20 protein-coding genes are annotated in these 23,310 nt (G+C 42.9%); 13 read left to right on the top strand and 7 right to left on the bottom strand.

From position 1 onward, the window contains the following. Positions 1–336 precede the first annotated feature (336 nt). The 9 genes from MUN89_RS19405 to MUN89_RS19365 all read left to right on the top strand — a co-directional run bounded on the left by MUN89_RS19405 (position 337) and on the right by MUN89_RS19365 (position 9,716). On the top strand, positions 337–1,716 hold the full coding sequence (locus MUN89_RS19405; protein ID WP_244709624.1) for a GntP family permease: 1,380 nt from the start codon (positions 337–339) through the stop codon (positions 1,714–1,716). A gap of 90 nt (positions 1,717–1,806) precedes the next feature. Beyond that, positions 1,807–2,964 carry a mandelate racemase/muconate lactonizing enzyme family protein gene (locus tag MUN89_RS19400; protein WP_244709622.1) on the top strand — a complete coding sequence of 386 codons (1,158 nt, stop codon included), beginning with the start codon at positions 1,807–1,809 and terminating at the stop codon, positions 2,962–2,964. A 125-nt stretch (positions 2,965–3,089) separates the two neighbouring features. Continuing rightward, positions 3,090–3,905 (top strand): ABC transporter permease, encoded by an 816-nt coding sequence (locus tag MUN89_RS19395; protein WP_244709621.1) that lies wholly within the window; start codon positions 3,090–3,092, stop codon positions 3,903–3,905. A gap of 14 nt (positions 3,906–3,919) precedes the next feature. Beyond that, a complete protein-coding gene (locus tag MUN89_RS19390; protein ID WP_244709619.1) occupies positions 3,920–4,699 on the top strand; it encodes an ABC transporter ATP-binding protein in 780 nt (259 codons plus the stop codon). Positions 4,700–4,714: 15 nt separating this feature from the next. After that, the gene (locus tag MUN89_RS19385; RefSeq protein ID WP_244713947.1) at positions 4,715–5,818 is read left to right on the top strand and encodes an ABC transporter substrate-binding protein; all 1,104 of its coding nucleotides are present in this window, start codon (positions 4,715–4,717) and stop codon (positions 5,816–5,818) included. A 203-nt stretch (positions 5,819–6,021) separates the two neighbouring features. Next, complete coding sequence (locus MUN89_RS19380; RefSeq protein ID WP_244709617.1) at positions 6,022–6,348, top strand: CHY zinc finger protein; 327 nt, start codon at positions 6,022–6,024, stop codon at positions 6,346–6,348. Between the two features lie 339 nt (positions 6,349–6,687). Then, positions 6,688–7,617 carry an iron-hydroxamate ABC transporter substrate-binding protein gene (locus MUN89_RS19375; protein ID WP_244709615.1) on the top strand — a complete coding sequence of 310 codons (930 nt, stop codon included), beginning with the start codon at positions 6,688–6,690 and terminating at the stop codon, positions 7,615–7,617. Between the two features lie 87 nt (positions 7,618–7,704). After that, positions 7,705–8,709 (top strand): FecCD family ABC transporter permease, encoded by a 1,005-nt coding sequence (locus tag MUN89_RS19370; protein WP_244709614.1) that lies wholly within the window; start codon positions 7,705–7,707, stop codon positions 8,707–8,709. Then, positions 8,706–9,716 (top strand): FecCD family ABC transporter permease, encoded by a 1,011-nt coding sequence (locus MUN89_RS19365; RefSeq protein ID WP_244709612.1) that lies wholly within the window; start codon positions 8,706–8,708, stop codon positions 9,714–9,716. The genes MUN89_RS19370 and MUN89_RS19365 overlap by 4 nt, the downstream gene beginning before the upstream one ends. 151 nt (positions 9,717–9,867) lie before the next feature. Here MUN89_RS19365 and MUN89_RS19360 read toward each other — a convergent pair whose 3' ends face one another. The 5 genes from MUN89_RS19360 to MUN89_RS19340 all read right to left on the bottom strand — a co-directional run bounded on the left by MUN89_RS19360 (position 9,868) and on the right by MUN89_RS19340 (position 14,767). Further along, positions 9,868–10,881, bottom strand: coding sequence for a LacI family DNA-binding transcriptional regulator (locus tag MUN89_RS19360; protein ID WP_244709610.1), 1,014 nt, complete (start codon positions 10,879–10,881; stop codon positions 9,868–9,870). A gap of 44 nt (positions 10,882–10,925) precedes the next feature. Beyond that, on the bottom strand, positions 10,926–11,717 hold the full coding sequence (locus MUN89_RS19355) for an alpha/beta hydrolase (RefSeq protein ID WP_244709608.1): 792 nt from the start codon (positions 11,715–11,717) through the stop codon (positions 10,926–10,928). A gap of 25 nt (positions 11,718–11,742) precedes the next feature. Next, on the bottom strand, positions 11,743–12,564 hold the full coding sequence (locus MUN89_RS19350; protein ID WP_244709607.1) for a carbohydrate ABC transporter permease: 822 nt from the start codon (positions 12,562–12,564) through the stop codon (positions 11,743–11,745). 19 nt (positions 12,565–12,583) lie between these two features. Further along, entirely contained in the window at positions 12,584–13,462 is an 879-nt protein-coding gene (locus tag MUN89_RS19345) for a carbohydrate ABC transporter permease (protein WP_244709605.1), read from the bottom strand. Between the two features lie 78 nt (positions 13,463–13,540). Next, a complete protein-coding gene (locus tag MUN89_RS19340; RefSeq protein WP_244709603.1) occupies positions 13,541–14,767 on the bottom strand; it encodes a sugar ABC transporter substrate-binding protein in 1,227 nt (408 codons plus the stop codon). 367 nt (positions 14,768–15,134) lie between these two features. On the opposite strand from MUN89_RS19340, the gene bglX reads away from it, so the two are divergent. Together bglX and MUN89_RS19330 are read left to right on the top strand one after the other, a co-directional pair. Further along, positions 15,135–17,297, top strand: a complete 2,163-nt coding sequence (bglX, locus tag MUN89_RS19335) for a beta-glucosidase BglX (RefSeq protein WP_244709601.1) — start codon at positions 15,135–15,137, stop codon at positions 17,295–17,297. An 18-nt stretch (positions 17,298–17,315) separates the two neighbouring features. Beyond that, complete coding sequence (locus tag MUN89_RS19330; RefSeq protein WP_244709599.1) at positions 17,316–20,651, top strand: GH36-type glycosyl hydrolase domain-containing protein; 3,336 nt, start codon at positions 17,316–17,318, stop codon at positions 20,649–20,651. Positions 20,652–20,709: 58 nt separating this feature from the next. Here the strand turns inward: MUN89_RS19330 and MUN89_RS19325 are convergent, their stop codons facing one another. Beyond that, positions 20,710–20,982, bottom strand: coding sequence for a hypothetical protein (locus tag MUN89_RS19325; RefSeq protein WP_244709597.1), 273 nt, complete (start codon positions 20,980–20,982; stop codon positions 20,710–20,712). 220 nt (positions 20,983–21,202) lie between these two features. On the opposite strand from MUN89_RS19325, the gene MUN89_RS19320 reads away from it, so the two are divergent. Then, positions 21,203–21,586: a DUF4181 domain-containing protein gene (locus MUN89_RS19320; protein WP_244709595.1), complete on the top strand. Its 384-nt coding sequence runs from the start codon at positions 21,203–21,205 to the stop codon at positions 21,584–21,586. A gap of 146 nt (positions 21,587–21,732) precedes the next feature. Here the strand turns inward: MUN89_RS19320 and MUN89_RS19315 are convergent, their stop codons facing one another. Next, the gene (locus MUN89_RS19315) at positions 21,733–22,539 is read right to left on the bottom strand and encodes an alpha/beta hydrolase family protein (protein ID WP_244709593.1); all 807 of its coding nucleotides are present in this window, start codon (positions 22,537–22,539) and stop codon (positions 21,733–21,735) included. 115 nt (positions 22,540–22,654) lie between these two features. On the opposite strand from MUN89_RS19315, the gene MUN89_RS19310 reads away from it, so the two are divergent. Continuing rightward, positions 22,655–23,257: an SGNH/GDSL hydrolase family protein gene (locus MUN89_RS19310; protein WP_244709591.1), complete on the top strand. Its 603-nt coding sequence runs from the start codon at positions 22,655–22,657 to the stop codon at positions 23,255–23,257. The last annotated feature ends 53 nt before the right edge of the window (positions 23,258–23,310 follow it).

The following is a 23,310-nucleotide window of genomic DNA, read 5'->3' as shown; positions in this document are numbered from 1 at the left end:
CGAAGTTTTATTATATAGAACTTTTGCGGGTGTTCATTAGCAGATTTCCTCTGAAAAGAAGGATAGGCTCCTCCTATTAGCGATATAAACTGGACTCTAAAGTGAATGTGAATCTATGGATAAGCAGGTGTTTCCCGAAGGTTCTAACCATGCAGAAATTACCAGATAGCACACAGCCTTACTTATTGTGCTAGCTGTATTTCTCATGCATTAAAACCGTATAAAAGTAATTTTGAAAGCGCTGTCTTTTTGCCGTGGTCCTTAATTGAAGATTTAGGAATACGGGTTGCCGGTGTACATTGGGAAAAGTTTCATCACTTTTTAGGAGGGGCTAAATTGGAATCTACTGCATGGTTGATTATCGTTGCCTGCTTTGGTGTTGCTTTACTTTTATTCCTCGTCATGAAAACGAAGCTTCAAGCTTTTGTAGCTTTAATGGTCGTAAGCTTTCTCGTAGGACTTGCCGTCGGAATGCCTCCCGAGAAAATTATCCAGACATTTAAAGACGGGATGGGCGGAACACTCGCTTTTATAGCTATCATTATCGGCTTAGGAGCGATGTTCGGAGAGGTGTTGAAGGTTTCAGGTGGAGCCGAACGGCTTGCTTTAACCCTGCTGAATAAATTTGGGGAAAAGAAAAGTCCATGGGCTCTAAGTATTGCAGGCTTGATTATTTCAATTCCTGTGTTTCTTGATGTGGCACTTGTCATATTAATGCCTATTCTTTACAGCTTAACTAGAAAATCCAACAAGTCGCTGCTTTACTATGGAATACCTTTACTTGCCGGTTTAATCGTAGCTCATGGGATGATCCCGCCCACTCCCGGCCCCATTGCTTCCGCTTCCTTAATAGGAGCAGATCTTGGCTGGGTAATCTTATTTGGGTTAATAGCGGGGATCCCGGCGATGATTTTGGCTGGCCCCATTTTTGGTGACTATATTTCGAAAAAAGTTCATCTGGGCATCCCGGAATTTATGCAGGAACAGGCAGCCGCCCTGTCAGAAAAGGAAGAAAAAGGGGAGGTCATATACAATGGGAAGGAATTGCCGAGTTTCTGGAATGTCATTTCCATTATTCTCCTGCCGATTATTTTAATATTGTTCAGCACGACCGCTGACGTACTGCTACCTGAGGAGAGTACTTTACGAAGTGTGCTTGTATTTATCGGGCACCCTTTCGTAGCGCTTACGATTGCAACATTATTAACCTTCTATATTTTTGGTACTAAGCGAGGATATTCCAAATATGAAATACAGAAGCTGACAACTAAAGCTCTGGAACCTGCCGGGATTATAATTCTTGTTACTGGGGCAGGAGGGGTGTTCGGCGAAATGCTGGTAGCCTCAGGGATAGGAGATGTCTTAGCTAATGCTATGGAAAAAACAGATCTCCCTCTTGTTGTTTTTGCTTTTATAACTGCGGCTGTAGTCCGGGTTGCCCAAGGGTCTGTTACTGTATCCATGGTAACTGCATCCAGTCTAGTTGCACCGCTGTTAAGCTCATTTGATGTAAGTGAACCAATGAAAGGCATTTTAGTCATTGCGGTCGCCTCCGGGGCAACGATTGCTTCGCATGTGAACGACTCGGGTTTTTGGATGGTGAACCGCTATTTCGGAATGACTGAAGGTGAAACGTTAAAATCTTGGACAATCATGTCAACGATCGTCGCACTCGTTGGTTTTGCCGTTTGTCTTCTGTTAAGTTTATTTGCCTGATTTCAGTTTAATTTGGGTTTATGAATGCATAAAGAGGAAGGTATTCTTCTTATGCTGCCAATCATTTCATTAATAAAAAGGAGTGGAAGCATGAAAATCACTGATGTTCAGACTTATATCGCCGGGAATGGGTGGAAAAACTGGGTGTTTGTGCAGGTGGATACGGATGAAGGTGTTCACGGAATTGGAGAAGCCACCTTAAATGGTTTTGGGAAAACTGTAGAAGCTGCAATTCATGAGTTGAAGCCTTATGTCATTGGTCAGGACCCGTTTAATGTAGAAAGCCATTCTTTAAAGATGTTCAGGGATGTATTTTCGGATGGCGGGCAAATTCAAGGAGCGGCGCTTTCGGGTATTGAGTTTGCCTGCTGGGATATTATGGGGAAAGTTTTGGAACAGCCGGTGTACAAACTGCTGGGAGGAAAGTGCCATGACAGCTTGAGAGTATATGCAAACGGCTGGTACACAAGCGGTCCCCGTACACCGGACAATTTTTATCACCTGGCTAAGCAGGTTGTGGAAAAGGGCTACACGGCGTTGAAGTTTGACCCATTTGGATCTTCCTGGAGAGCGGTAGAAAGGGGAGACTTCCAATTAGCGCTCGACTTGATTGGGGCGGTCAGAGAAGCAGTAGGAGATAAAGTCGATGTGCTAGTAGAAGGACATAATCGCTTCAGCGTTCATACTGCATTGAGGTTTGCTGAAAAGATGGCTGAATACGAACCTACGTGGTTCGAAGCCCCTGTGCCACCGCAAAGTGTATCTTCAATGATTGAAGTAGCCAAACGTAGTCCGGTTCCGATTGCTTGCGGGGAAGATTATTATTGTAAGGAGCAATTCGCCGAACTGCTTTCTCATAATCAAGTTCACATTATCCAGCTTGAGCCTCAATTTATGGGGTTAACTGCTGCCAAGCAAGTAGCAGGAATGGTCAATGCTTTTAATGGAGTCACTGCCCCGCATAGTGCCCAAGGGCCCTTGTGCTCCATCGTATGCGCTCATTTAAATACAGCTACGCCTAATTTTTTCATTCATGAAATTTTTGAAGACTTTAACGAGCCTTGGACGAAAAATATTCTTACAAATACTGTGGATATTAAAGACGGGTACATTCAAGTCAGCGATCGTCCGGGATGGGGAACCGACTTGAATTTAGACGAGATCAGCAAGCATCCTTACAAACGCGAAAATTTTCTTCCTTTGTTCAGGGAAGGCTGGGAAAAACGTGAACCGGTAAAAGGATTTTAATGAATTGTGAGCTGAAGGAACTTCCAATAGGGAAGTTCTTTTTTTATTGTCTGGGAAAGGAGAGGCGACGCATTTTCACACTTGTAGGCAGATGCACATATGATTGGCATTAAGAGGTGGTGAAGATGAAGAACATTCACGCGGGGCATGATCCTTTTGCCATAGAACGTGAAGAGTGGAAAAAGAAACAGCTTAGAAACCGATTTAAACAGGCACTTACAATTGCTTCTCCCATTTTCATATTAATTTTGTGGGAATTTTTGTCGCGAACAGGAATGGTCGATGCGAGGTTTTTTCCACCGCCTTCTGAAATTGTAGGAACGTTTCTATTAATGGGTACCAGTGGTGAGTTATTTCACCATATTGGCATCTCGTTGTTTAGAATTTTGGCCGGCTTTTTGCTGGGGGTGATTCCGGGAGTGGTTCTCGGCCTGCTTATGGGCTTGTATTCACCTATCCGGCATTTCTTTTCACCGTTGATCATGGCGTTAATGCCCATTCCAACTCTCGCTCTTCTTCCGATTATATTAATCCTCTTTGGAATTGGGGAGGTATCGAAAATTGTGACCATTGCAGGAAGTGTATTTTTCCCTGTGGTCATTAATACCGTGGCAGGTGTTGTCAATATTGATCGGATATATTTAGATGTAGCTCGAAATTATGGAGCAGGATCGAAGGATTTTTTCTTTAAGATTGCTCTGCCGGGATCACTTCCCGTCATGATCGAAGGTATTCAAATGGGGCAGGCCATTGCCTTATTAACCATTGTAGCAGCAGAAATGATGGGAGCAACATCAGGTATTGGTTACTTAATATGGACGTCTTACAGTGCATTTCTGCTTAAAGAGATGTATGTCGGTTTAGTGCTCATTTCTTTCTTCGGTTATCTATTCTCACTCATACTGAGAGCGTTTCAAGTTAAGTTACTGCCATGGAAGTAAGGGAGTGGTAGGAAATGAGAGAAAAGCCTAAGATTTCGCTTCAGAACTTAACAAAAGTGTTCTATAAAAAAGGCAGCAGTGTGACGGCTCTGGAGGATATTTCCCTTGATATTGAAGATGGGGAATTTGTTTGTCTAATTGGACCGAGCGGGTGTGGAAAAACGACTTTGCTGCGCATACTGGCAGGGTTGGAAAGTCCCAGTATTGGTTCATATGAGATCAATCAGGGGGAAAAGAAACGTCCTTTGCAATCGATGGTCTTTCAGGAACGAGGGGTTATCCCCTGGCTGACAGTCGAGGAAAACGTTGCGTTTGGGTTAAAGATGAGACACCTCCCGAAACAGCAGGTGAAAGAAAGAACTGCTTATTACTTAGCAAAAGTCGGTCTGGATAAATTTGCGAATCTTTATCCAAAAGAGCTCTCTGGAGGGATGAAGCAAAGAGTAAGCATCGCCAGAGCTTTTGCGAATGATCCGGAAATTCTTTTAATGGATGAACCGTTTGCCGCCCTGGACGAACAAAATAAATTCATTCTACAGGAAGAACTGCTGAACATATGGTCAGAAACTAAAAAAACCGTTTTGTTTATTACTCATAGTATTGATGAAGCCCTTCTGCTGAGTGACAGAATTCTATTGATGAGTGCCCAGCCTGGAAAAATCGTTGAGGAAAAATCCATTGATCTGCCGCGGCCGAGAAGTATGGAACAAGTACGCTCCGATCCGGCGATGGCGGACTGCTTTGTTGAGATTTGGAACCACCTGTATGACCAAGTACAAGGCTCAAGAATTTGAGCAGGAGGATGGAAAATCGTGAAATCTTTGAAGAAGTTAGTATGTGCACCGTTATTACTGAGTGCCTTAATCATCGCCGGCTGTAGTTCAAATACTTCTACATCTAATGAAGGAAGCGGGCAGGAAAATGAAATAAGTGAAAATAATCCTTCTGGTGATTTAGCGCCTTTAAATGAAAGAGCGACGGTTGTCATAGCCGAGGATGGGGCAGCTTCTGGAGCTGGTTTTTACATTGCGAAAGAAAAAGGCTATTTTGATGATTACAATATTGATGTTAAATTTACGAAGTTTGCAAATAGTGACGACATGCTCCCGGCATTGGCTGCCGGAGAGGTGGATATTGCCGGAGGAATTTCTACAGCTTCATTCTTTAATGCGATTGCTCAAGGCATTGATGTGAAAATCGTTGCCGATAAAGGGCATTATGTTCAAGGAGATTCATATTTTTCATTTGTTATAAGAAAAGATTTACAGGATAAAATTAAGACATATCAGGATCTTAAAGGAAAGCGAATCGCTGTTTCCTCAAAGAATGCTGTAGATGACTACATTTTTCATAAAATGTTAAAACATGCCGGTCTCTCTGAGAATGACGTAGAATTCGTTCTTATGTCAGACTTCGGAAATATGCTCGCCTCCATGGGAAATGGATCCATTGATGCGGCTTTACAAATAGAACCGTTGATCACACAAGGCATTGAACAGGGGGTTCATGTGCGTTTTGGCGATGCTACTGATTTTGCACCAGAGGCGCAGATCGCGATGGTTCTCGCTTCTCCTAAGTTCATTAATCAAGAGAGCAATATTTCGTTAAGGTTTATGGCTGCCTATTTAAAAGGAGTGCGCGACTATAATGATGCCTTCCTAAAGGGAGAAGGCAAGGAAGAAGTCATTCAAATCATGACCGAGTACACAGCACTGAAAGATCCTGAGCTTTGGGAGAAAGTAGCGGTAACGGGGCTGAATCCGGACGGAAAAATGTTCGTTGATGATATTAAAGCCCAGTATGACATGTATCAGCAGAACGGGGCTACGAGGGGGACGTTTGATTTCGATAAATCCATCGATACGTCGATTACAAAGAGAGCAGTAGAGATAATTGGAGAATATGAAAAGTAAGTAAAAGCAGGACTCCTAACCGGGTCCTGTTTTTTTATTTAGAAATACTTCCAGTAAAAAGGTACAGGAAGGAAAGTCTTTCTAACAAAGAATTCCAATAGTATTCGATCTCTGCTCAAAGTAAAACCATGAATTGAATGCTGCTTTTAAGTAAGTCTATGATTTAAAAAAGCTGTGATATAATCCATTTAGAGGTGAATCAAATGGATGCAAGACCAGAAGTTAAAGGCATCAAAGTAGACGCTGATACAAGATGCGACCATTACCATACGGACGTTGATATAGTAGCGATTAAATTTTACTGCTGTCAATCCTATTATGCTTGTTACAGCTGTCATGAGGAGCTTGCAGGGCATGCTGCTTTAAGGTGGCCGAAAGAAAAATGGAACGAGAAAGCTATTCTATGCGGGAAGTGCTCCCGGGAATTAACCATTTTGACTTATATGGAGTCCGAGCGCTGTCCGCATTGCCAACACCCGTTTAATGCGCGCTGCAGCTATCATTTTCCCCTCTATTTTGAAATGGAATAATGATGAGGAAGGATTCTTATTATGCTTCGCTTTGTTCACTTGGAGCCAGTTTTATACTAATAGTGGCGTTCTTGTTAATAAAATTCATTCAATGAAAGCTCGTATCAAAACGCACCCCATTCCGGAAATGATAAAAGCAGCTCACTACTAAGGTGAGCTGCTTTTATCACTTCTGATTCTTTTGACTTAGAAAGGGAGTTGACAAATACATAGATTGCAATTATAGTTCATATTGAGTGAAAGTGATAATCATTATCATTTAATTACCATGATCTTACAACGCTATGGAGGCTCTATGGTTTTTATTTGTAAGATACATAGATAAAGGAGAAGATCACCATGAAGAAGTTCATTATTCCGTTTTTATTGCTGGCTGCCGCTTTATTAACTGCATGTGGCGGGAATAAATCCGAAGAGTCTGCTAGCAGCAATTCCTCTTCAGATGACGCAAAGAAAGAAACCATTACATACCAATCAGAGGATGGCCCTGTAGAAGTTCCTGCTGATCCTAAACGTGTCGTCGTACTTTCCTCTTATGCAGGTAATGTCATGGCATTGGACGTGAATCTAGCAGGGGTCGATTCCTGGTCGAAAATGAATCCCCGTTTCCAGGATCAATTAAAAGATGTGGAAGAGGTTTCAGATGAGAATTTAGAGAAGATTATAGAATTAAATCCAGATCTCATTATCGGCCTTTCCAATATTAAGAATAAAGACAAACTTAAAGAAATTGCGCCTACAGTTACCTATACCTATGGAAAACTGGGATATTTGGAACAGCACATCGAAATTGGCAAACTACTAAATAAAGAAGAAGAGGCAAAAGCCTGGGTTGAAGATTTTAAGCAACGATCGAAAGACGCAGGAGAAAAAATCCGTGAGAAAATTGGAGAAGATGCTACAGTATCAGTTATCGAGAATTTCGATAAACAGCTCTATGTATTTGGAGATAATTGGGGCCGGGGAACTGAGATTCTTTATCAGGAAATGAATTTAAAAATGCCGGAAAAAGTAAAAGAGATGGCTTTAGAGCCGGGGTACTATGCGATTTCTCCTGAAGTGCTTCCAGAATACGCCGGGGATTACATCATTTTTAGTAAGAACCCTGATATAGAAAGCTCTTTCCAGCAAACAGAAACGTATAAGAATATTCCAGCAGTGAAAAAGGGACATGTGTATGAAGCAAATGCAAAAGAATTTTATTTTAATGACCCGATTACACTGGATTATCAGCTCGATTTCTTCAAAAAATCATTCCTTGGTGAATAATAAACGCTTCAAGATAACAGTCAGCCAACCGAAGAAGAGGTATGTTCCTCTTCTTCATTACTTTTTTCAAAGAAAGATGAGAGGATTATGAGCGATCATCGTCATTCAATTTCATTCATTAAAATTAGCTTGTCCTCGAGCGTCTTCATAGTATCATTTATTGCAGCTATGGTGTTAGGTGCGGCGGATACGAGTTTAAAGGAAGTATGGTTTGCGATTTTTTCCAGCCGATCTTCTGAATCTATCACGATGCTCAGGGAACTCCGTCTTCCGAGAGAGCTTGGGGCATTATTGGTGGGGGCGGGACTTTCTGTGGCAGGGGCAATCATGCAGGGATTAACGAGGAATCCCCTTGCAGATCCTGGTTTGCTTGGGTTAACAGCTGGTGCTAATGCAGCCCTTGCTGTCACACTCGCTTTTCTTCCCGCTCTTAATTATTTTGGAATTATGATTGCCTGCTTTATTGGAGCTGCTATCGGGGCTGTGATGGTATTTGGCATTGGGGCTTTAAAACAGGGAGGCTTCTCACCGATTCGGATTGTGCTGGCTGGGGCTGCAGTATCGGCTTTTTTATTTGCGATAGCACAAGGAGTCGGGTTATATTATAAAATTTCCAAGGACGTATCCATGTGGACAGCAGGAGGATTGTTAGGGACGACGATCGGGCAGCTGAAGCTCCTTTTTCCTTTTATTGCTGGTGGACTGGTCGTTTCCTTCCTTTTAGCAAGACAGCTCACTATTCTCAGTTTAAATGAGGAGTTAGCAGTTGGACTGGGACAGAAAATTACCCGAATTAAGTCTATTCTATTTGTAGTTATTATTTTGCTTACTGGGGCATCGGTATCCCTTGTAGGAAATATGGCTTTTATCGGACTCATGGTTCCCCATATTGTACGTGCAGTATTCGGGACGGATTATCGATCTGTTCTTCCGATGTCTGCCGTGTTTGGAGCAGCCTTTATGCTGATTGCGGATACTCTAGGACGAACGATTAATGCTCCTTATGAAACACCAGTGGCAGCGATTATTTCGATTATGGGCTTGCCATTCTTTCTCATTATCGTACGCAAGGGAGGGAAAGAACTGGTATGATTGATCCTTCCATATTGAAAAAACAAAGAACCGTTTTAATGGTTTTTTCCGTCCTTATTATTTTAACGGCTGTTATTGGATTAGGTATGGGATACTCTTCAGTGTCCTATAGCAGAATTTTCCCCACCATTTTTGGGGAGGGGACCTTCAAAGAGGAATTCGTGCTGTTTTCTATCCGTCTTCCGAGAATCGTTATGACCATGCTTGCTGGCATGGCTCTCGCGGTATCAGGCTCTATACTGCAAGGCATTACCCGGAATGACTTAGCTGATCCCGGCATTATTGGAATTAATTCCGGGGCAGGAGCAGCCGTGGCGATTTTCTTTTTGTTCTTTCCAGTGGAAGCAGGAGTATTTGTTTATATGCTTCCTGCTGCAGCATTTTTCGGGGCATTGATTACAGCTGTGTTTATTTATATCTTTTCTTATCAGAAGAGCGTTGGTTTACAACCGGTGCGCCTTGTGCTTGTAGGAGTTGGTTTTTCAATGGCGCTGTCCGGCGTCATGGTTGTACTTATTTCTTCAGCAGAGCGGGAAAAAGTAGCTTTTATTGCAAATTGGCTGGCGGGCAGTATTTGGGGAACGGATTGGCCTTACATAATGGCTGTTCTTCCTTGGCTTGTCGTATTAATTCCATTTACGTTATATAAGGCGAATCGGATCAATTTATTAGCATTAAGTGATTCTGTTTCTGTCGGTGTCGGCCTATCCATAGAGAAAGAGCGGCTTATTCTATTGCTCGCCGCTGTAGCGTTAGCGGCATCAGCTGTATCTGTAACGGGAGCGATCGCTTTTATCGGGTTGATGGCTCCCCATCTTGCTAAATCTCTGGTGGGTCCTAGAAACCAAGTCTATCTCCCAGTTGCCATTCTCATTGGTGGGTGGCTTCTGCTTTTAGCGGACACCATTGGACGGAATCTCGCTCCACCAGAAGGAATACCTGCAGGAATTATGGCTGCATTGATCGGGGCTCCGTATTTCGTTTATCTATTGCTGAGAAAAGTATAGAGAAAAGAACGCTTCTTTATTAATTGGGAGGAAGATGAAGCTCCGCTGGCTGAGTAGGCAGAGGTTAAGTTAGAGGAGGTTTTAGTAAAAATAAATTTCGCCGCGAAATTTTGAATGTAGTCCTTCGCAATCCCGCCGCGAAAATGAATAGTCAGCCTTGAGTAGAGCTGCTTGGTTGAATGACCCGCACAGACTTCCGTTCAATTAGGTCGGTGGTCAGCTTGTAATGGTGATTGATTTTTTCACCGCCAAGCACCTGGAAAATTAAATGGACAGCAAGCGACCCAGCTTCATATTTAGGCTGTTGAATGGTTGTGAGCGGTGGATGTACGTATTCAGCAAGCTGAATATCGTCAAAACCGATCATTGAAATATCATCAGGAACTTGGATGCCTTTTTCCTTAAATGCCTGCATACCGCCAATCGCCATTTCATCATTTGCGTAGAAGATCGCTTCAGGCAGATCATTTTGCGCGATTAAAAGCTTCGTCGCCCGGTAGCCTCCACTTCTTGTGAAGTCACTGACTATCTTCCATTTTGGCTGGTAGGGAATGTGATTGTCTTCAAGCGCTTCCATATATCCCTGAAATCTAAGAATATTGTCATGGGAATTAGAAGGGCCGCTTACATACGCAATTTCTTTATGGCCGCGTTTAATTAAATACTCAGTTGCCAGGTAACCGCCATGGACGTTATCCACCTCTACTTGATAAATGGACTCGCTTTCTAAATGGCGGTCGAGTACAACAATAGGGAAATTGTGCTTAGCGGCCTCTAGTGCGATTTCGTCACTAATGTTGTGGGCGAGAATAATGGCTCCATCGACTCGCTTTTCTGTTAAAAATTTAGCCGCTGTAGATTTTGAACCTCCAATAGAACTACAGGCAATTAAATCGTAGCCGTTTGCCGTCGTTACATCTTGAACGCCTTTGATCAATTCAGAATAGAACGGACCGGATAAATCGGTTAAAATTAAAGCGATCGTGTTGGTTTTCGTGCGTTTTAAGTCTGATGCCAAACCGTTCTTTTTATAGTTTAATGTTTTTGCGGCTTCTTCGACTTTCTTCTTCGTCTCACCGCTTATTTTGCTGCTTCCATTTAATGCATAGGATGCAGTAGAAATTGCTACTCCAGCAAGTTTAGCTACATCTTTGATAGTTGCCATACGTTTGCCTCCGTGTCTTCTAAACTTTCTTACATCTTATCATACTAAGGACTTACGTTTTGACGAATAGGAAGCCAGTGCAGCACGTCCTGAATGGACCGGTCCCAGTACTCCCAGTTGTGGTCTCCTGGTCCAAAGTTCGTCTCATAATTTAGGCTGGTTTCCTGGAGCTTTTCATGAAACCGCTGATTGTTTTCGTATAGGAAATCTTCGGTTCCGCAAGCTTGGAAAATCTTTGGTTTTTTTCCTTCACGCTCGTCCAGTTCCTCTAACTTTGCCATAGGATCATTGAGAGTATTCGTTACGTTTTCATTGCCAAATACATGATAGAGCGACCGGCTCTTATCGTTATTTTGGCTTCTTACGTCTTTGAGATAACCTGCCAGGTCAGTCACGCCAGATAAACTGGCGATGGCGGAAAATTGATCGGGGCTGTTTAACCCCCATTTCAAGGCTCCAAATCCTCCCATGGAAAGACCGGCTACAAAGGTGTCCTCCCGCTCTTCAGAGATAGGGAACAGCGATCGGGTGACGACGGGCAGTTCTTCTGTTAAAAAACTCCAATAGCGTTCGCCATATTCCATATTTGTATAGTAACTGTTACCGACTTCCGGCATCACCACCGCTAAGTTGAGATCAGCCACATACCGTTCAATCGAAGTAAATCTCGTCCAAATTGTATGGTTATCACTAAAACCGTGGAGCAGGTAGAGAACAGGGAATTTTTCATTCTGTTTGTTGTCAGCCTTTTCCAAAGGGGATTGAGGTAGTAATACCGTCATTCCCATACTTTTCGATAGAATTTCAGAGCCGAATTCACATTGAAGCCGTGCCATAAACTGCCCACCTATCCTTTCTTCCTTACTTAATACCTGACATGTTGAAGCCTTCGACAATGTATTTTTGGAAAATGATAAAAATAATGAGAATCGGAATGACCATAAAGGTAGCTCCGGCCATTTGTAAACCATAATTGGTCACGTTCTGGTCCTGCAGAAGGGCTAATCCTACAGAAAGTGTATAGAGAGATTCATCATTTGCAATGATTAATGGCCATAAGAAACTGTTCCAGGAAGCAATAAAGGTTAAGATGACTTGAACGGCAAGAACGGGTTTAGATAATGGAAGAATTAATTTAAAGAAAATATAAAATTCTCCCGCTCCGTCCAGCCTCGCTGCTTCGATTAAGTCATCTGGAATGGTTTCCATGAACTGACGGATAAGAAAGATGTTAAACGCTGCAATTAATCCCGGAAGGATGATCCCTGCCATTGTATTGGTCAATCCCATTTTGTTCAGGATTAAGTAAGTAGGGATCATTGCTACCTGTCCTGGAATCATCATGGTCATAAGGACAATTCCAAACCAGATTTCCTTTCCCCTGAATTGAAATTTTCCGAAGCCGTATCCAGCCATTGTATTTAACAGCAAGCCGAACATGGAAAAAACTACGATAATTAAGGTATTGATTAAATACACGTCGAAATTCAAATTTTGAAACAGTTCAAAGTAATGGTGAATCGTTGGATTCTTAGGAATTAACGTAGGTGGAATGCTTAAGACTTCCCGTTCATTCTTAAATGAGCTGAGGATCATCCAGATAAAAGGAAGGGAAACGAGTAATCCTCCAACAAACAGCACCCCTGCAATGATCGATCTTTCAAAATTGTTTTTTAGTTTCATATGGATCACCTCACATCTGTTAATCTGATTTTCTAAGCTTAAATTGAATCAAAGTAGCGGTAATGACAAAAGCAAATAATATAAAGGAAGCCGCTGCCCCGTATCCAAATTGGTTGGATTGGAAACCTTCCTGGTAAATGAATAAAGCCATTGAATTCGTCCCGTTCAGCGGTCCGCCATCTGTCATGACTAAAGGCTCTTCGAAGAATTGCAGCCAGCCGATCAAAGTTGTGACGGTTACGAAAAAAGTGGCAAAGCTCATCGATGGAATCGTAATATAGCGCAGTTTCTGCCAGCGATTCGCTCCATCGATATCTGCTGCTTCATATTGCGTATTTGGTATCGACTGCAAAGCAGCTAAGAAAATCAGCATACTGACACCGTTACTTTTCCAAACGGCTAAAATGATCAGTGAAATCTTGGCAATAAACGGATCGTCCAGCCAAGGAACTGCGTCCATATGAAGCAACGAAAGCAAATAGTTAAGCAATCCGTATTCCTTGTTGTATAAGAACCCCCATACGACGGCAATCGCAACGATGTTCGTAATGGAAGGCATATAATAAATAATTCGGAACGTAGTTGATAACCAGTTGCTTACAAAATTCAAAAATAAAGCGATTAAAAAAGAACTGATTACAGCCAATGGAACACCAATAATGACATAAAAAAATGTGTTTCCAATAGCCTGGAGAAACGATTTGTCTTTAATAAGGGCCAGGTAATTTTCAAAGCCCGTAAAATTAACCTGGGACCAGTTAGCCAGGCCCATAAGGTTCATATCTGTAAAGCTTATCCCTAGTGCAATAAAGATGGGCAGTATTGAAAACACTAAAAGAAGCAGAACTGCAGGTCCGATAAATAATAAGGGGGTCATCCTGGAACTTAATTTATGCATGGTCTTCCTCCCACCAGTAATGAAATGAAGCAGGGTGCAAGCGCAGGCAATCTGCGTGCACCCCTTATGTGAACGATCTTAATTAAGAATTTTCTCTGCTTTTGATTGGTAATCCTTTATTGCCTTATCTACATCGGCTCCGCCCCGGTTAATTTGTTCAAGGGTTTTGAGTAACTCCTGGCCAAGACGCTCATATTCAGGAATCAAAGGTAAGGCCTGTGTGGACTCCAGCTGCTCTCCGAACGTACTTACCTTCGGATCATCAGCCAGTGCCGGGTCATCCCAGGAGGCTTTATTAGCAGGCAGTTCACTGTTCGTTTTAAACCACTCCACTTGTGTTTCCGGGTCAGCCATCCAGTTAATGAAATCCAAAGATTTGTCAACTTTATCAGAATTATTGAATACAGCGAGGTGTGCGCCGCCAATCATAGATTTATTGTTTTCCGCTTTCGGCATCACATGAACATCCCATTTTCCATCAATTTCAGGGGCACGGTCTTTCAGCGTTTTGATATCCCATGGACCACTGAAGAACATTGGTTTTGAACCGTCACTGAAGGACTGGAAGAATTCTTTTCCTTCTCCTGTTTGGGAATAGCCTTCTTTATAATAGAGGTGGTGGAGCTTCACAGCCTCCTTGAAGGATGGCTCTTTAAAGTTTTCGGCTCCTTTGTCAATGTCATAATCCCAGCCTTGCTGCCAGGCAAGCATAAATGGAAACTGCGGGTCGGTTGCCGGCATGTCAAGAGCATATTGGCCATCTCCACGAGCGGCCAGTTTTTCAGATGCGTCAATCATATCATCCCACGTTTCCGGACCGTTTGGATAACCGACTTCTCCAAGAATATCTTTACGGTAGTAAAGCAAGCGGGTATCTACGTACCACGGTATCCCGATTGTCTGGTCTTTGTATTGAGTAGTTTCAATCGCACTATCATAAAAGTTATCAGGGCTTAAGTTATCGTAGTCTTTAATGTGGTCGGATAAATCAAGAAAAGTTCCAGCTTCTGCAAATTCAGCTACCCAGGTCGTCCCGATTTGCAACACGTCCGGTCCTTTCCCGGAAGCGACAGCAGTCAGCAATTTATCATGAGCATTTTCCCATGGAATCACTTGCACATCCACTTTTACTCCGGATTCTTTTTCGTAGTCTTTTACAAATCCTTTTAAAGCTTTTGACATCGTCCAAACTTTGATCGTGTTATCATCTGAACCTTCTCCTGATGAATCAGAGGAACAAGCTCCAAGCACAAGCATGACAGCGAGCATTACTCCTGCAATTAAACCGATTCGTTTTTTCCCCACAACACCGCACTCCTTTTTAAAAGTAATCATAATTTTTCTAAAAGTTGTTCCATTTGTGATCCTGGTGACTTACCGGTTTTTCTGAAAAAGCGACTGAACGTCACCCCTCTCGTCCAAATTTAATTGAAACGTTTCTATAACCGTATTATAATTTAACGTGTAACCGTTTTCAACTGTTCTTTTAAAATTTCTGGAGATTTACGAGTAATTACCTTATTAATAGGATTTTTGAAAATTATTCATTCTTTTCTCTTTTTCTTATAATGGTTGAAACGTTTCACTAATTTCGTTATATTAATATTGAAACCGATTACAAATTTCGAAAGAAAACAAAACAATCATGTATTTATAAGGTGGAGGCGTGACGATGAGAGATGACTTCCTTAAGCAATTATTAGAACGAATGACGCTGGATGAAAAAATAGGACAGCTGCTGCAATTGGCGACACCGTTTTTTAAAGGATCGTCTTCAGAAGGGCAGATTACCGGCCCGCTGGAAGGAATGGGAATCACGGAAGAAACAGCCCAACATGCGGGATCGGTTCTAGGCGCTTCAGGGGCGGGGGAAATTATGAATATTCAAAAGCGTCACCTGGAAGATAATCGTCTGGGAATTCCTTTGTTGATGATGTCAGATGTAGTTCACGGGTATAAAACGATCTTTCCTGTTCCATTGGCCATTGGCTGTTCGTGGGATCTTGATTTGGCGCGGCAAAGTGCTGAGATAGCAGCGCGGGAAGCTGCGGTATCAGGTATCCATGTTACTTTTGCTCCTATGGTGGATTTAGTTCGTGACCCGCGGTGGGGAAGAGTGATGGAAACTACCGGGGAGGATACTTACTTAAATGGAGAGTTTGCTAAGGTACAGGTTGAAGGCTTTCAAGGGGAGAATCTTTCCTCGAGTTTGGAGCATGTAGCCGCTTGTGTGAAACATTTTGCAGCATACGGAGCTGTAGAAGGCGGAAGGGATTATAACACGGTTGACATGTCAGAACGCCAATTAAGGGAGGTTTATCTGCCTGCTTACAAAGCAGCCCTTGATGCCGGCTGTGAGATGGTCATGACGGCTTTCACGACAGTTAATGGAATACCTGCTACCGGAAATAAAGAGTTGATGAATGACTTATTAAGGAAAGAATGGGGCTTCGAAGGTGTTGTGATTTCGGATTGGGGTGCGGTTAAAGAGCTTATCCCTCACGGAGTTGCGGCAGATGAATCTGCGGCTGCGTTGAAGGCGATTACGAGCAGTGTGGATATCGAGATGATGACCGCTTGCTACAATGATCACTTGAAAGAATTGGTGGAAAATGGTTCTGTGCAGGAATCGCTCATTGATCAATCCGTGATGAGAATTCTCGAGCTCAAGGAAAAATTAGGATTGTTTGATAACCCCTATCGCGGTGCGGATGAAGAAAAGGAAAGAGAACTTGTATTTTCGAAGGCTCACAGAGAAGTTGCGCGCCGCTTGGCTGGGAAGTCCAGTGTACTCTTGAAAAACGACGGAATCCTGCCTCTAAATAAAAAACAAAAGATTGCCTTGATTGGACCTTTTGCTAATAATAATGATGTTCTTGGGCCGTGGTCCTGGCTAGGTTCAAAAGAGGATGCAGTGACTATGAGACAGGGATTTCTCTCTAAGGTTTCTTCTGATCAGCTCATCATTGCTGAAGGCAGCGGAATTGAAGCAATGGAAGAAAAGGAACTGCAGGAAGCTCTTGAGGCTGCTGAAGAGGCAGATATCCTTGTACTTGCGCTCGGAGAAAAATCAGAAATGAGCGGGGAAGCAGGCTCCCGCACGAATATTAAGCTGCCAGATGCCCAGTTGAAGTTGCTGGAAAAGCTCGCGCGAACCGGGAAACCTGTGGTGAGTGTGTTATTTAATGGACGTCCGCTGGATTTGACTGAAGTGAAGAAGGCTTCTGATGCGATTCTTGAAGCCTGGTATCCTGGTTCTGAAGCCGGTCAAGCAGTTGCTGATTTACTGTTCGGAGATGTCAACCCTTCTGGAAAGCTGAGTATGTCTTTTCCTGCCAACGCTGGACAAATTCCTGTTTATTATAATAACTACAATACCGGTCGTCCAAAAGATGCCCCGGATGCTCAAGAGCGGTTTGTGTCTCAATATTTGGATAGTGAGAATGAACCGCTGTATCCTTTTGGTTTCGGATTAAGTTATACATCCTTCTCTTATGACGATATTCAGATTTCCTCATCTGCAATGACCGGGAATGAAACCATTCAGCTTTCAGTTAAAGTAACGAATACGGGTAAGCGGTTTGGAGAAGAAATTGTGCAGCTTTATGTTCAGGATTTGGTCGGAGAAGTCATTCGTCCGTTAAAGGAACTGAAGGGATTCAAGCGGATTGCCCTCGACCCTGGAGTATCGGAAACGGTGACTTTTGAGTTGACTGAAGAACAGCTCCGTTACCACCATTCCAATCTAGAATACGCGAGCGATCAAGGTGATTTTATTGCTTATATAGGCTCGAACAGCCGTGATGTCACGGGCGTTAAGTTTCAATTAATCTAGCACTGGAGAGATGTTGTGATGATAACGAAAAGTACCAATTATCGCCTGCAGGCGGGAGATCTTTCGTTTGATTTTCTAAAGAGCGGAGATCTTTTACAAATCAAGCATCATACAATTATGATAAACCAATTATTGAGCAATCCGATTGATGGGTCCTTAAATAATTTATATCTGCGAATCTTTGAAAATGAGCAGATTACAGCTGTTCCATTGCTGGGAATTCAGTCAAACAGCACACTTAAAATGGCTGAAGACCACGTGAAATGGGAAGGGAAAGTTCAAAATATCGATTATGAAGTGGTTTTTCACCTGTCGGATCGGGCTGTCTGGTTTTGGGAAGTGAATGTGGAGGGCAGTGGGAAGAAGATTGATTTAGTTTACGGGCAGGATTTAGGATTAGCTGAGGAAGGAGCCATCCGTGCTAACGAGGCTTATGTTTCCCAGTATTTAGATCACGCGGTTTTTGAAGATGAACAGAAAGGTTATGTCATCTGTACAAGACAAAATCAGCCCCAAGCGGAAAAATTTCCTTATCTTCAGCAGGGGTGCCTGCAAAAGGCGTCCGGCTATTCAACAGATGGCTTCCAATTCTTTGGTCTTTCTTATAAAACAACGAATCGTCCAGAGGCGTTGTCAGAACCTCACCTCGCTGCTCAAAACTATCAATATGAATTTGCTTATTCCGCTTTACAATCTGAACAAATTCAATTAAACGGAAAGCAGCAGGTCGTTTTTTACGGCTTGTATCGAGAAGATCATCCAGACGCCGTTACAGAACCAGAGTTCTCGCGGCAAATCGAAGAGGCTTGGGAGATTGTCTGTAAGAAACCTCGCGAGGAAGGGCGGATTGTACCGGATGTTTCAATCAAACCGGAGATCGGACAGCCTGTGCAAAGCCTGGAGTTAACTTCGGATGAAATTGACCAGTATTTCCCGGAAAGGCAGCTGGAAGAAACTTTGTCAGGAGACGTATATTCTTTTTTTAAGCCGGACTATGAACATGTGGTTTTGAAAAAGAAAGAAGAGAAAGTGGAACGTCCGCACGGCCATATCCTGTTAAACGGCTACCATGACAGCGATCCTGAAGGGACGTTTGCAACGACTTGTTATATGTACGGAGTGTTTAATTCCCAGGTCGTTGTAGGGAACTCAAATATGAATAAGATGATGAGCAATGCCAGGAATCCATTGAATATTATGAAAACCTCCGGGCAGAGGATTTACATCGAGCGTGATGGTCAGTACCGGCTGCTTTCCATGCCATCTTTATTTGAAGTGGGATTTAATTATGCCAGGTGGTTTTACAAATTAGAGGACGACCTCCTTATCATTACAAATTTTACAAAAGCGGCCCAGCCTCAATTACAGCTCGAAGTCAATTCTGTCAAAGGGAGAAACTACCGTTATCTCGTGACGAATCAACTTACAATGAACACGAACGAATATGAGGTTCCCTTCGAATTGGAGCAGCGTGATAACGTTCTTGTATTCAGGGGTTCTGAAGGGGCGGACAGCCGGTCGGTCCATCCGGATCTGTGTTATCAGCTTGAAGTAAATGGAGGGGATATGAGAGTAAGTGACGAATCCTTCCTTGCTGATGGAGTGGAAGCGGGGGAAGCTTCCCTTGTCGTGCTTGAACTTGAAGCATCATCCAGCTGGCAGTTAACGATTCAAGGTTCTTTGAATGGAATGCTGGATAAAGGTCAAGTCCTAGATTTTGAAAAGGAAAAAGTGCAATATCAGGCATACTTTAAACAAGTAATGAGAAGATTTCGGTTATCAATGCAAGGAGCAGGGGAAGAAGGCTTGGAAAAATTCAACGCATTAGCCTGGTGGTACACTCATAATATGCTGGTGCATTTTTCTTCTCCGCATGGTTTGGAGCAATATGGAGGAGCGGCGTGGGGAACGCGGGATGTCTGCCAAGGGCCGGCAGAGTATTTCTTAGCCACTCAAAACTATGATGCAATCCGTCATATTATCCGAACTGTGTACAGTCATCAGCATAAGGAAACCGGTGATTGGCCGCAATGGTTTATGTTTGATGCTTATGAAATGCAGCAATTTGACAGTCACGGTGATGTTATTGTGTGGCCGCTTAAAGTGGTGGGGGATTATTTGCGTGCCACTGGCGATTACGCCATTCTTAAAGAAGAAACAGCTTATGTGAGCACACAAACGGAGAAAACAACCGAAGAAAAGGAAACAATCCTTGCCCATATCCAAAAAGCGGTCGATTACATTAAGAATCACTTGCTGCATGATACGTACTTGTCTTCCTACGGTGACGGAGATTGGGATGATACGCTGCAGCCTGCGAATCAGCAATTGAAAAAATTTATGGCAAGCAGTTGGACCGTTGCCCTTACTTACCAGACCTTAAAACAACTAGGAGATGCACTTGTTAATGTAGAGGCAGGTACAGCGGAAGCAATGAATGAGCTAGCTGAAAACATTGAAAAAGACTACAGAACTTACGTCATGAATAGAGAAGTTATTCCTGGATTTATTTATATGGAAAATCAAGAAGAAGCCCGTCCGATGCTTCATCCGGAAGATTTGGAAACGAGTATTGATTTCCGGCTGCTTCCTATGCAGAGGAGCATGATCAGTGAATTGTTCTCGCTTGAAGAAGCGGAGAAACATTATGAGCTGATCAAGCGGCATCTCACTTTTCCTGATGGTGTCCGTCTGATGAATAAACCTTCCAACTACACTGGAGGGGTCAGCACTCATTTTAAACGTTCAGAACAAGCGGCGAATTTCGGGCGTGAGATTGGTCTTCAATACGTTCATGCCCATATACGTTTCGTGGAAGCAATGGCAAAGCTCGGAAAAAGTGAAGAAACATGGCAAGGGCTTTCCATTATTAATCCGGTAAAAATTCAAGAAGTTGTTCCAAACGCGGAAATGAGGCAGAGCAATACTTATTTCAGCAGTTCAGATGCTAAGTTTCATACACGTTATGAAGCTCAGGAAAAATTTGGCCGTCTGAGGGAAGGGGCTGTTCCCGTTAAAGGAGGCTGGCGGATTTATTCCAGCGGACCGGGGATTTACATGAATCAGCTGATTTCAAATGTTTTAGGAGTTCGATTTGAAAAAGGGGACCTTATCATTGATCCTGTTCTTCCTAAGGATTTAGATGGGCTGGAGTTTGAGTTTGAGTTAAGCGGTTTTCCGGTAACTTTTGTATACCATCTCGAACAAGATGTAAAGACCATTGAAGTTAATGGCAAGCAGATTACACTAGAGCAGATTGGCAATCGTTATCGTCAAGGCGGTTTTATCATTAAACGGAGTGATTGGGAACCTATGCTTTCTGAGGACAGCAACATCATCGATCTCTATTTATAAATCAGTTCGATAAAGGCTAAAGAGCCTGTCACCGTTTGGGGGCAGGCTCTTTACATGATTAAGCGTATTGTTTAAGAAGCTGATACATTTGTTTTCCTTCATCGTTCAGGATGTTCCCGTTACCGTGGCAAGCGGAACACTCTTTTTCGTAGCTGGTCTCTTCAACGGCAAGTTTCCATGCTTCAGTGCCTCTGGCGTGGTTCATACGCTGGTAATGGTCGACAATCATATTGGCTTTGCTATCATCGTATTCCTCATATTTTCCATAACCGTTACAAACAGGGCAAAGATCGTACCATTTATTAAATGATTGAATCTGCAAACCGATCACTTCCTTATTTTTTATTGTAAATTAAGAATGATTTTACGAAATATTCAGATTAATTACAAGGAGTAAATGCCCTATTGGGAGAAATAAAAAAGAAAAAAAGTCGCTGGACCAAGATGTTATCCTATTATATGAGGCATGATGGAAGACAGAACAAGATGACAGGATGAAAATTACATGTATTTCTCGTAGAAGTGATGACGAAAAAGAGGGGAGAGAATCTATGTACTTATTTGAAATAGAAAAGTGGGCATGGATAAAGGCGGGTGTAGTACTCGTCGTATTCTTTAGTCTCTTCTTTATTCTTACCTGGAGCATCAAAAAGAAAGTGGGAATTAAGGGGAAGACGAAATATATGACCGATCATCATAAAACGTTAACTGTGTTCATAGGAATCCTTTTCTTAGTGCTTGTCTTTTTGAATGAATTTATCTTTCGTAGCAGTTTTCTATACTATTTTTGGATAGGATATGTCATTCTTATTCTTGGGCTGCAGGCTTATATGGAGTGGAAATATCACGAGAACCGTCGGGCTTATTTCCTCCCCCTGAGTCAGCTTTTATATAGTGCGTTGTTTCTGTTGCTCATTCAATGGATCTATTATTAATCATCTGCACTTCTGGAAAAAAGCGGGCGGCTGGGACACATGTACTTTAGCTATTCTAATCTCCAGATGATGAAATTTTTGTGTTAGATTTCAGCATTGTTTGAATTTAGAACAGCTGCTATTAATTATGTCCCAACCTCGTGATGTTACGATAAGGATTCCAACATCAGTTCCATTTCTTCGCGAATGACCTTCCATGCTTCAGATGTCGTATCCGTCAGCATGAAATGCTCTGCTGAAGAGAGTTCGATTAATTTGATGGGATCGCCGGCTTCTTCACAAGCCCGGTAATAATTATGGCTGATCCCGACAGGAACATTCACATCAAGACTTCCGTGAACGAGGAGCTGAGGAACGTTCAGCGGCACGAGAGCAATCGGAGAAGCCTCTTTGTAACGCTCCGGTGTTTCTTCGGGAGAACCGCTAAGCAGTTCAGCAGTTGGATTATTAGGGCTGGCAGACAAAGTTTCGTCCCGGTATTGATGGACCTTATACATGGATTCTAAATCAATCACGCCGGCGAGACTGATGGCTCCGGCAACGGGGAGTGGATTGGGCGTGTAGGCGAGCTCGCTATCGCTGCTTAGCTTAGTACGTCCGGCTAACCATAATGCGAGCTGCCCTCCTGCTGAATGCCCTATGGTTACTACTTTCTCAAGGTCCAACTGGTATTCTTCGGTCAAATGGGTAAGGTAATCGCAGGCTTTGGCAGTATCCAGTAACGTATTCGGCCAGCCTGCTTCCTTTTGGCCAACCCTTCGATATTCAATGTTCCACGTCGCCCAGCCATGTTTCGTTAAGTCTTCGGCTATCTCCCTCGTTAATTCAAGGCTGAATGCTTGGCGCCAAAAGCCTCCATGTATAACGATAGCAACAGGGTGGGGGCCTTTAGTATCTGGCAGCCGGAGTTCTCCGAATTGACTGGGGTTGTCCCCGTAAAAAAATTTGTCCATAACGTCACCTCTCTCCCTTTTAATCATTTACATTATCTCATAGTTTACAACGGTGACAAAGGAGTTACATGATAAAAGTAGAAAGTATAGTGCAACGATTAAAGGAGGAGGAGCCATGGGAAAAAGAATCGTGTTTATAGGCGACAGTATTACAGAAAGCGGGAGGTTTGAAGATCCTGAAGGTATCGGCACTGGCTACGTACGAATGATTGCAAAGGAGTTAGACCCGCGCCACATGATTATGAATAAAGGGGTGGGAGGAAACAGAATTACGGATTTAGCTGACCGCTGGGAAGAAGATGTATTGCGGGAATCTCCAGACGTCGTATCGATTTCTATTGGGATTAACGATGTATGGAGGCAGCTTGATTCTCCGGAGATGGAGCAGGTTAGTCCTGATGACTTTAAAACCATCTACAGAAAGCTGTTGACTGAAACCAGGGAACGAACTTCAACAGTCATCGTTCTTATGGAGCCGACGATCATTGAGGAAGAAGCCGATTCTAAAGGTAATTTAATGCTTCTTGACTATGTAAAGGCAATCCGTGAGATGGGTGAAGAATATGATGCATTTGTAGTCCCGGTTCATGAAGTATTTATTAATCATCTGCTGCATGAACGGCCATCTAAGCTCACTGTAGATGGAGTCCATATGAACAAGGCGGGGAATGAACTGATGGCAGAGACCTGGCTGGAATCAGCAGGGGCTTTACTATAATGAAAGCGCCTTAAGGAAAAAGATTTTGAAATCTTTCGCCTTAAGGCGCTTTT

The organism is Halobacillus salinarum (assembly GCF_022919095.1).
Taxonomy (GTDB): domain Bacteria; phylum Bacillota; class Bacilli; order Bacillales; family Halobacillaceae; genus Halobacillus_B; species Halobacillus_B salinarum.
This window is presented reverse-complemented; position numbering and strand designations above follow the sequence as displayed.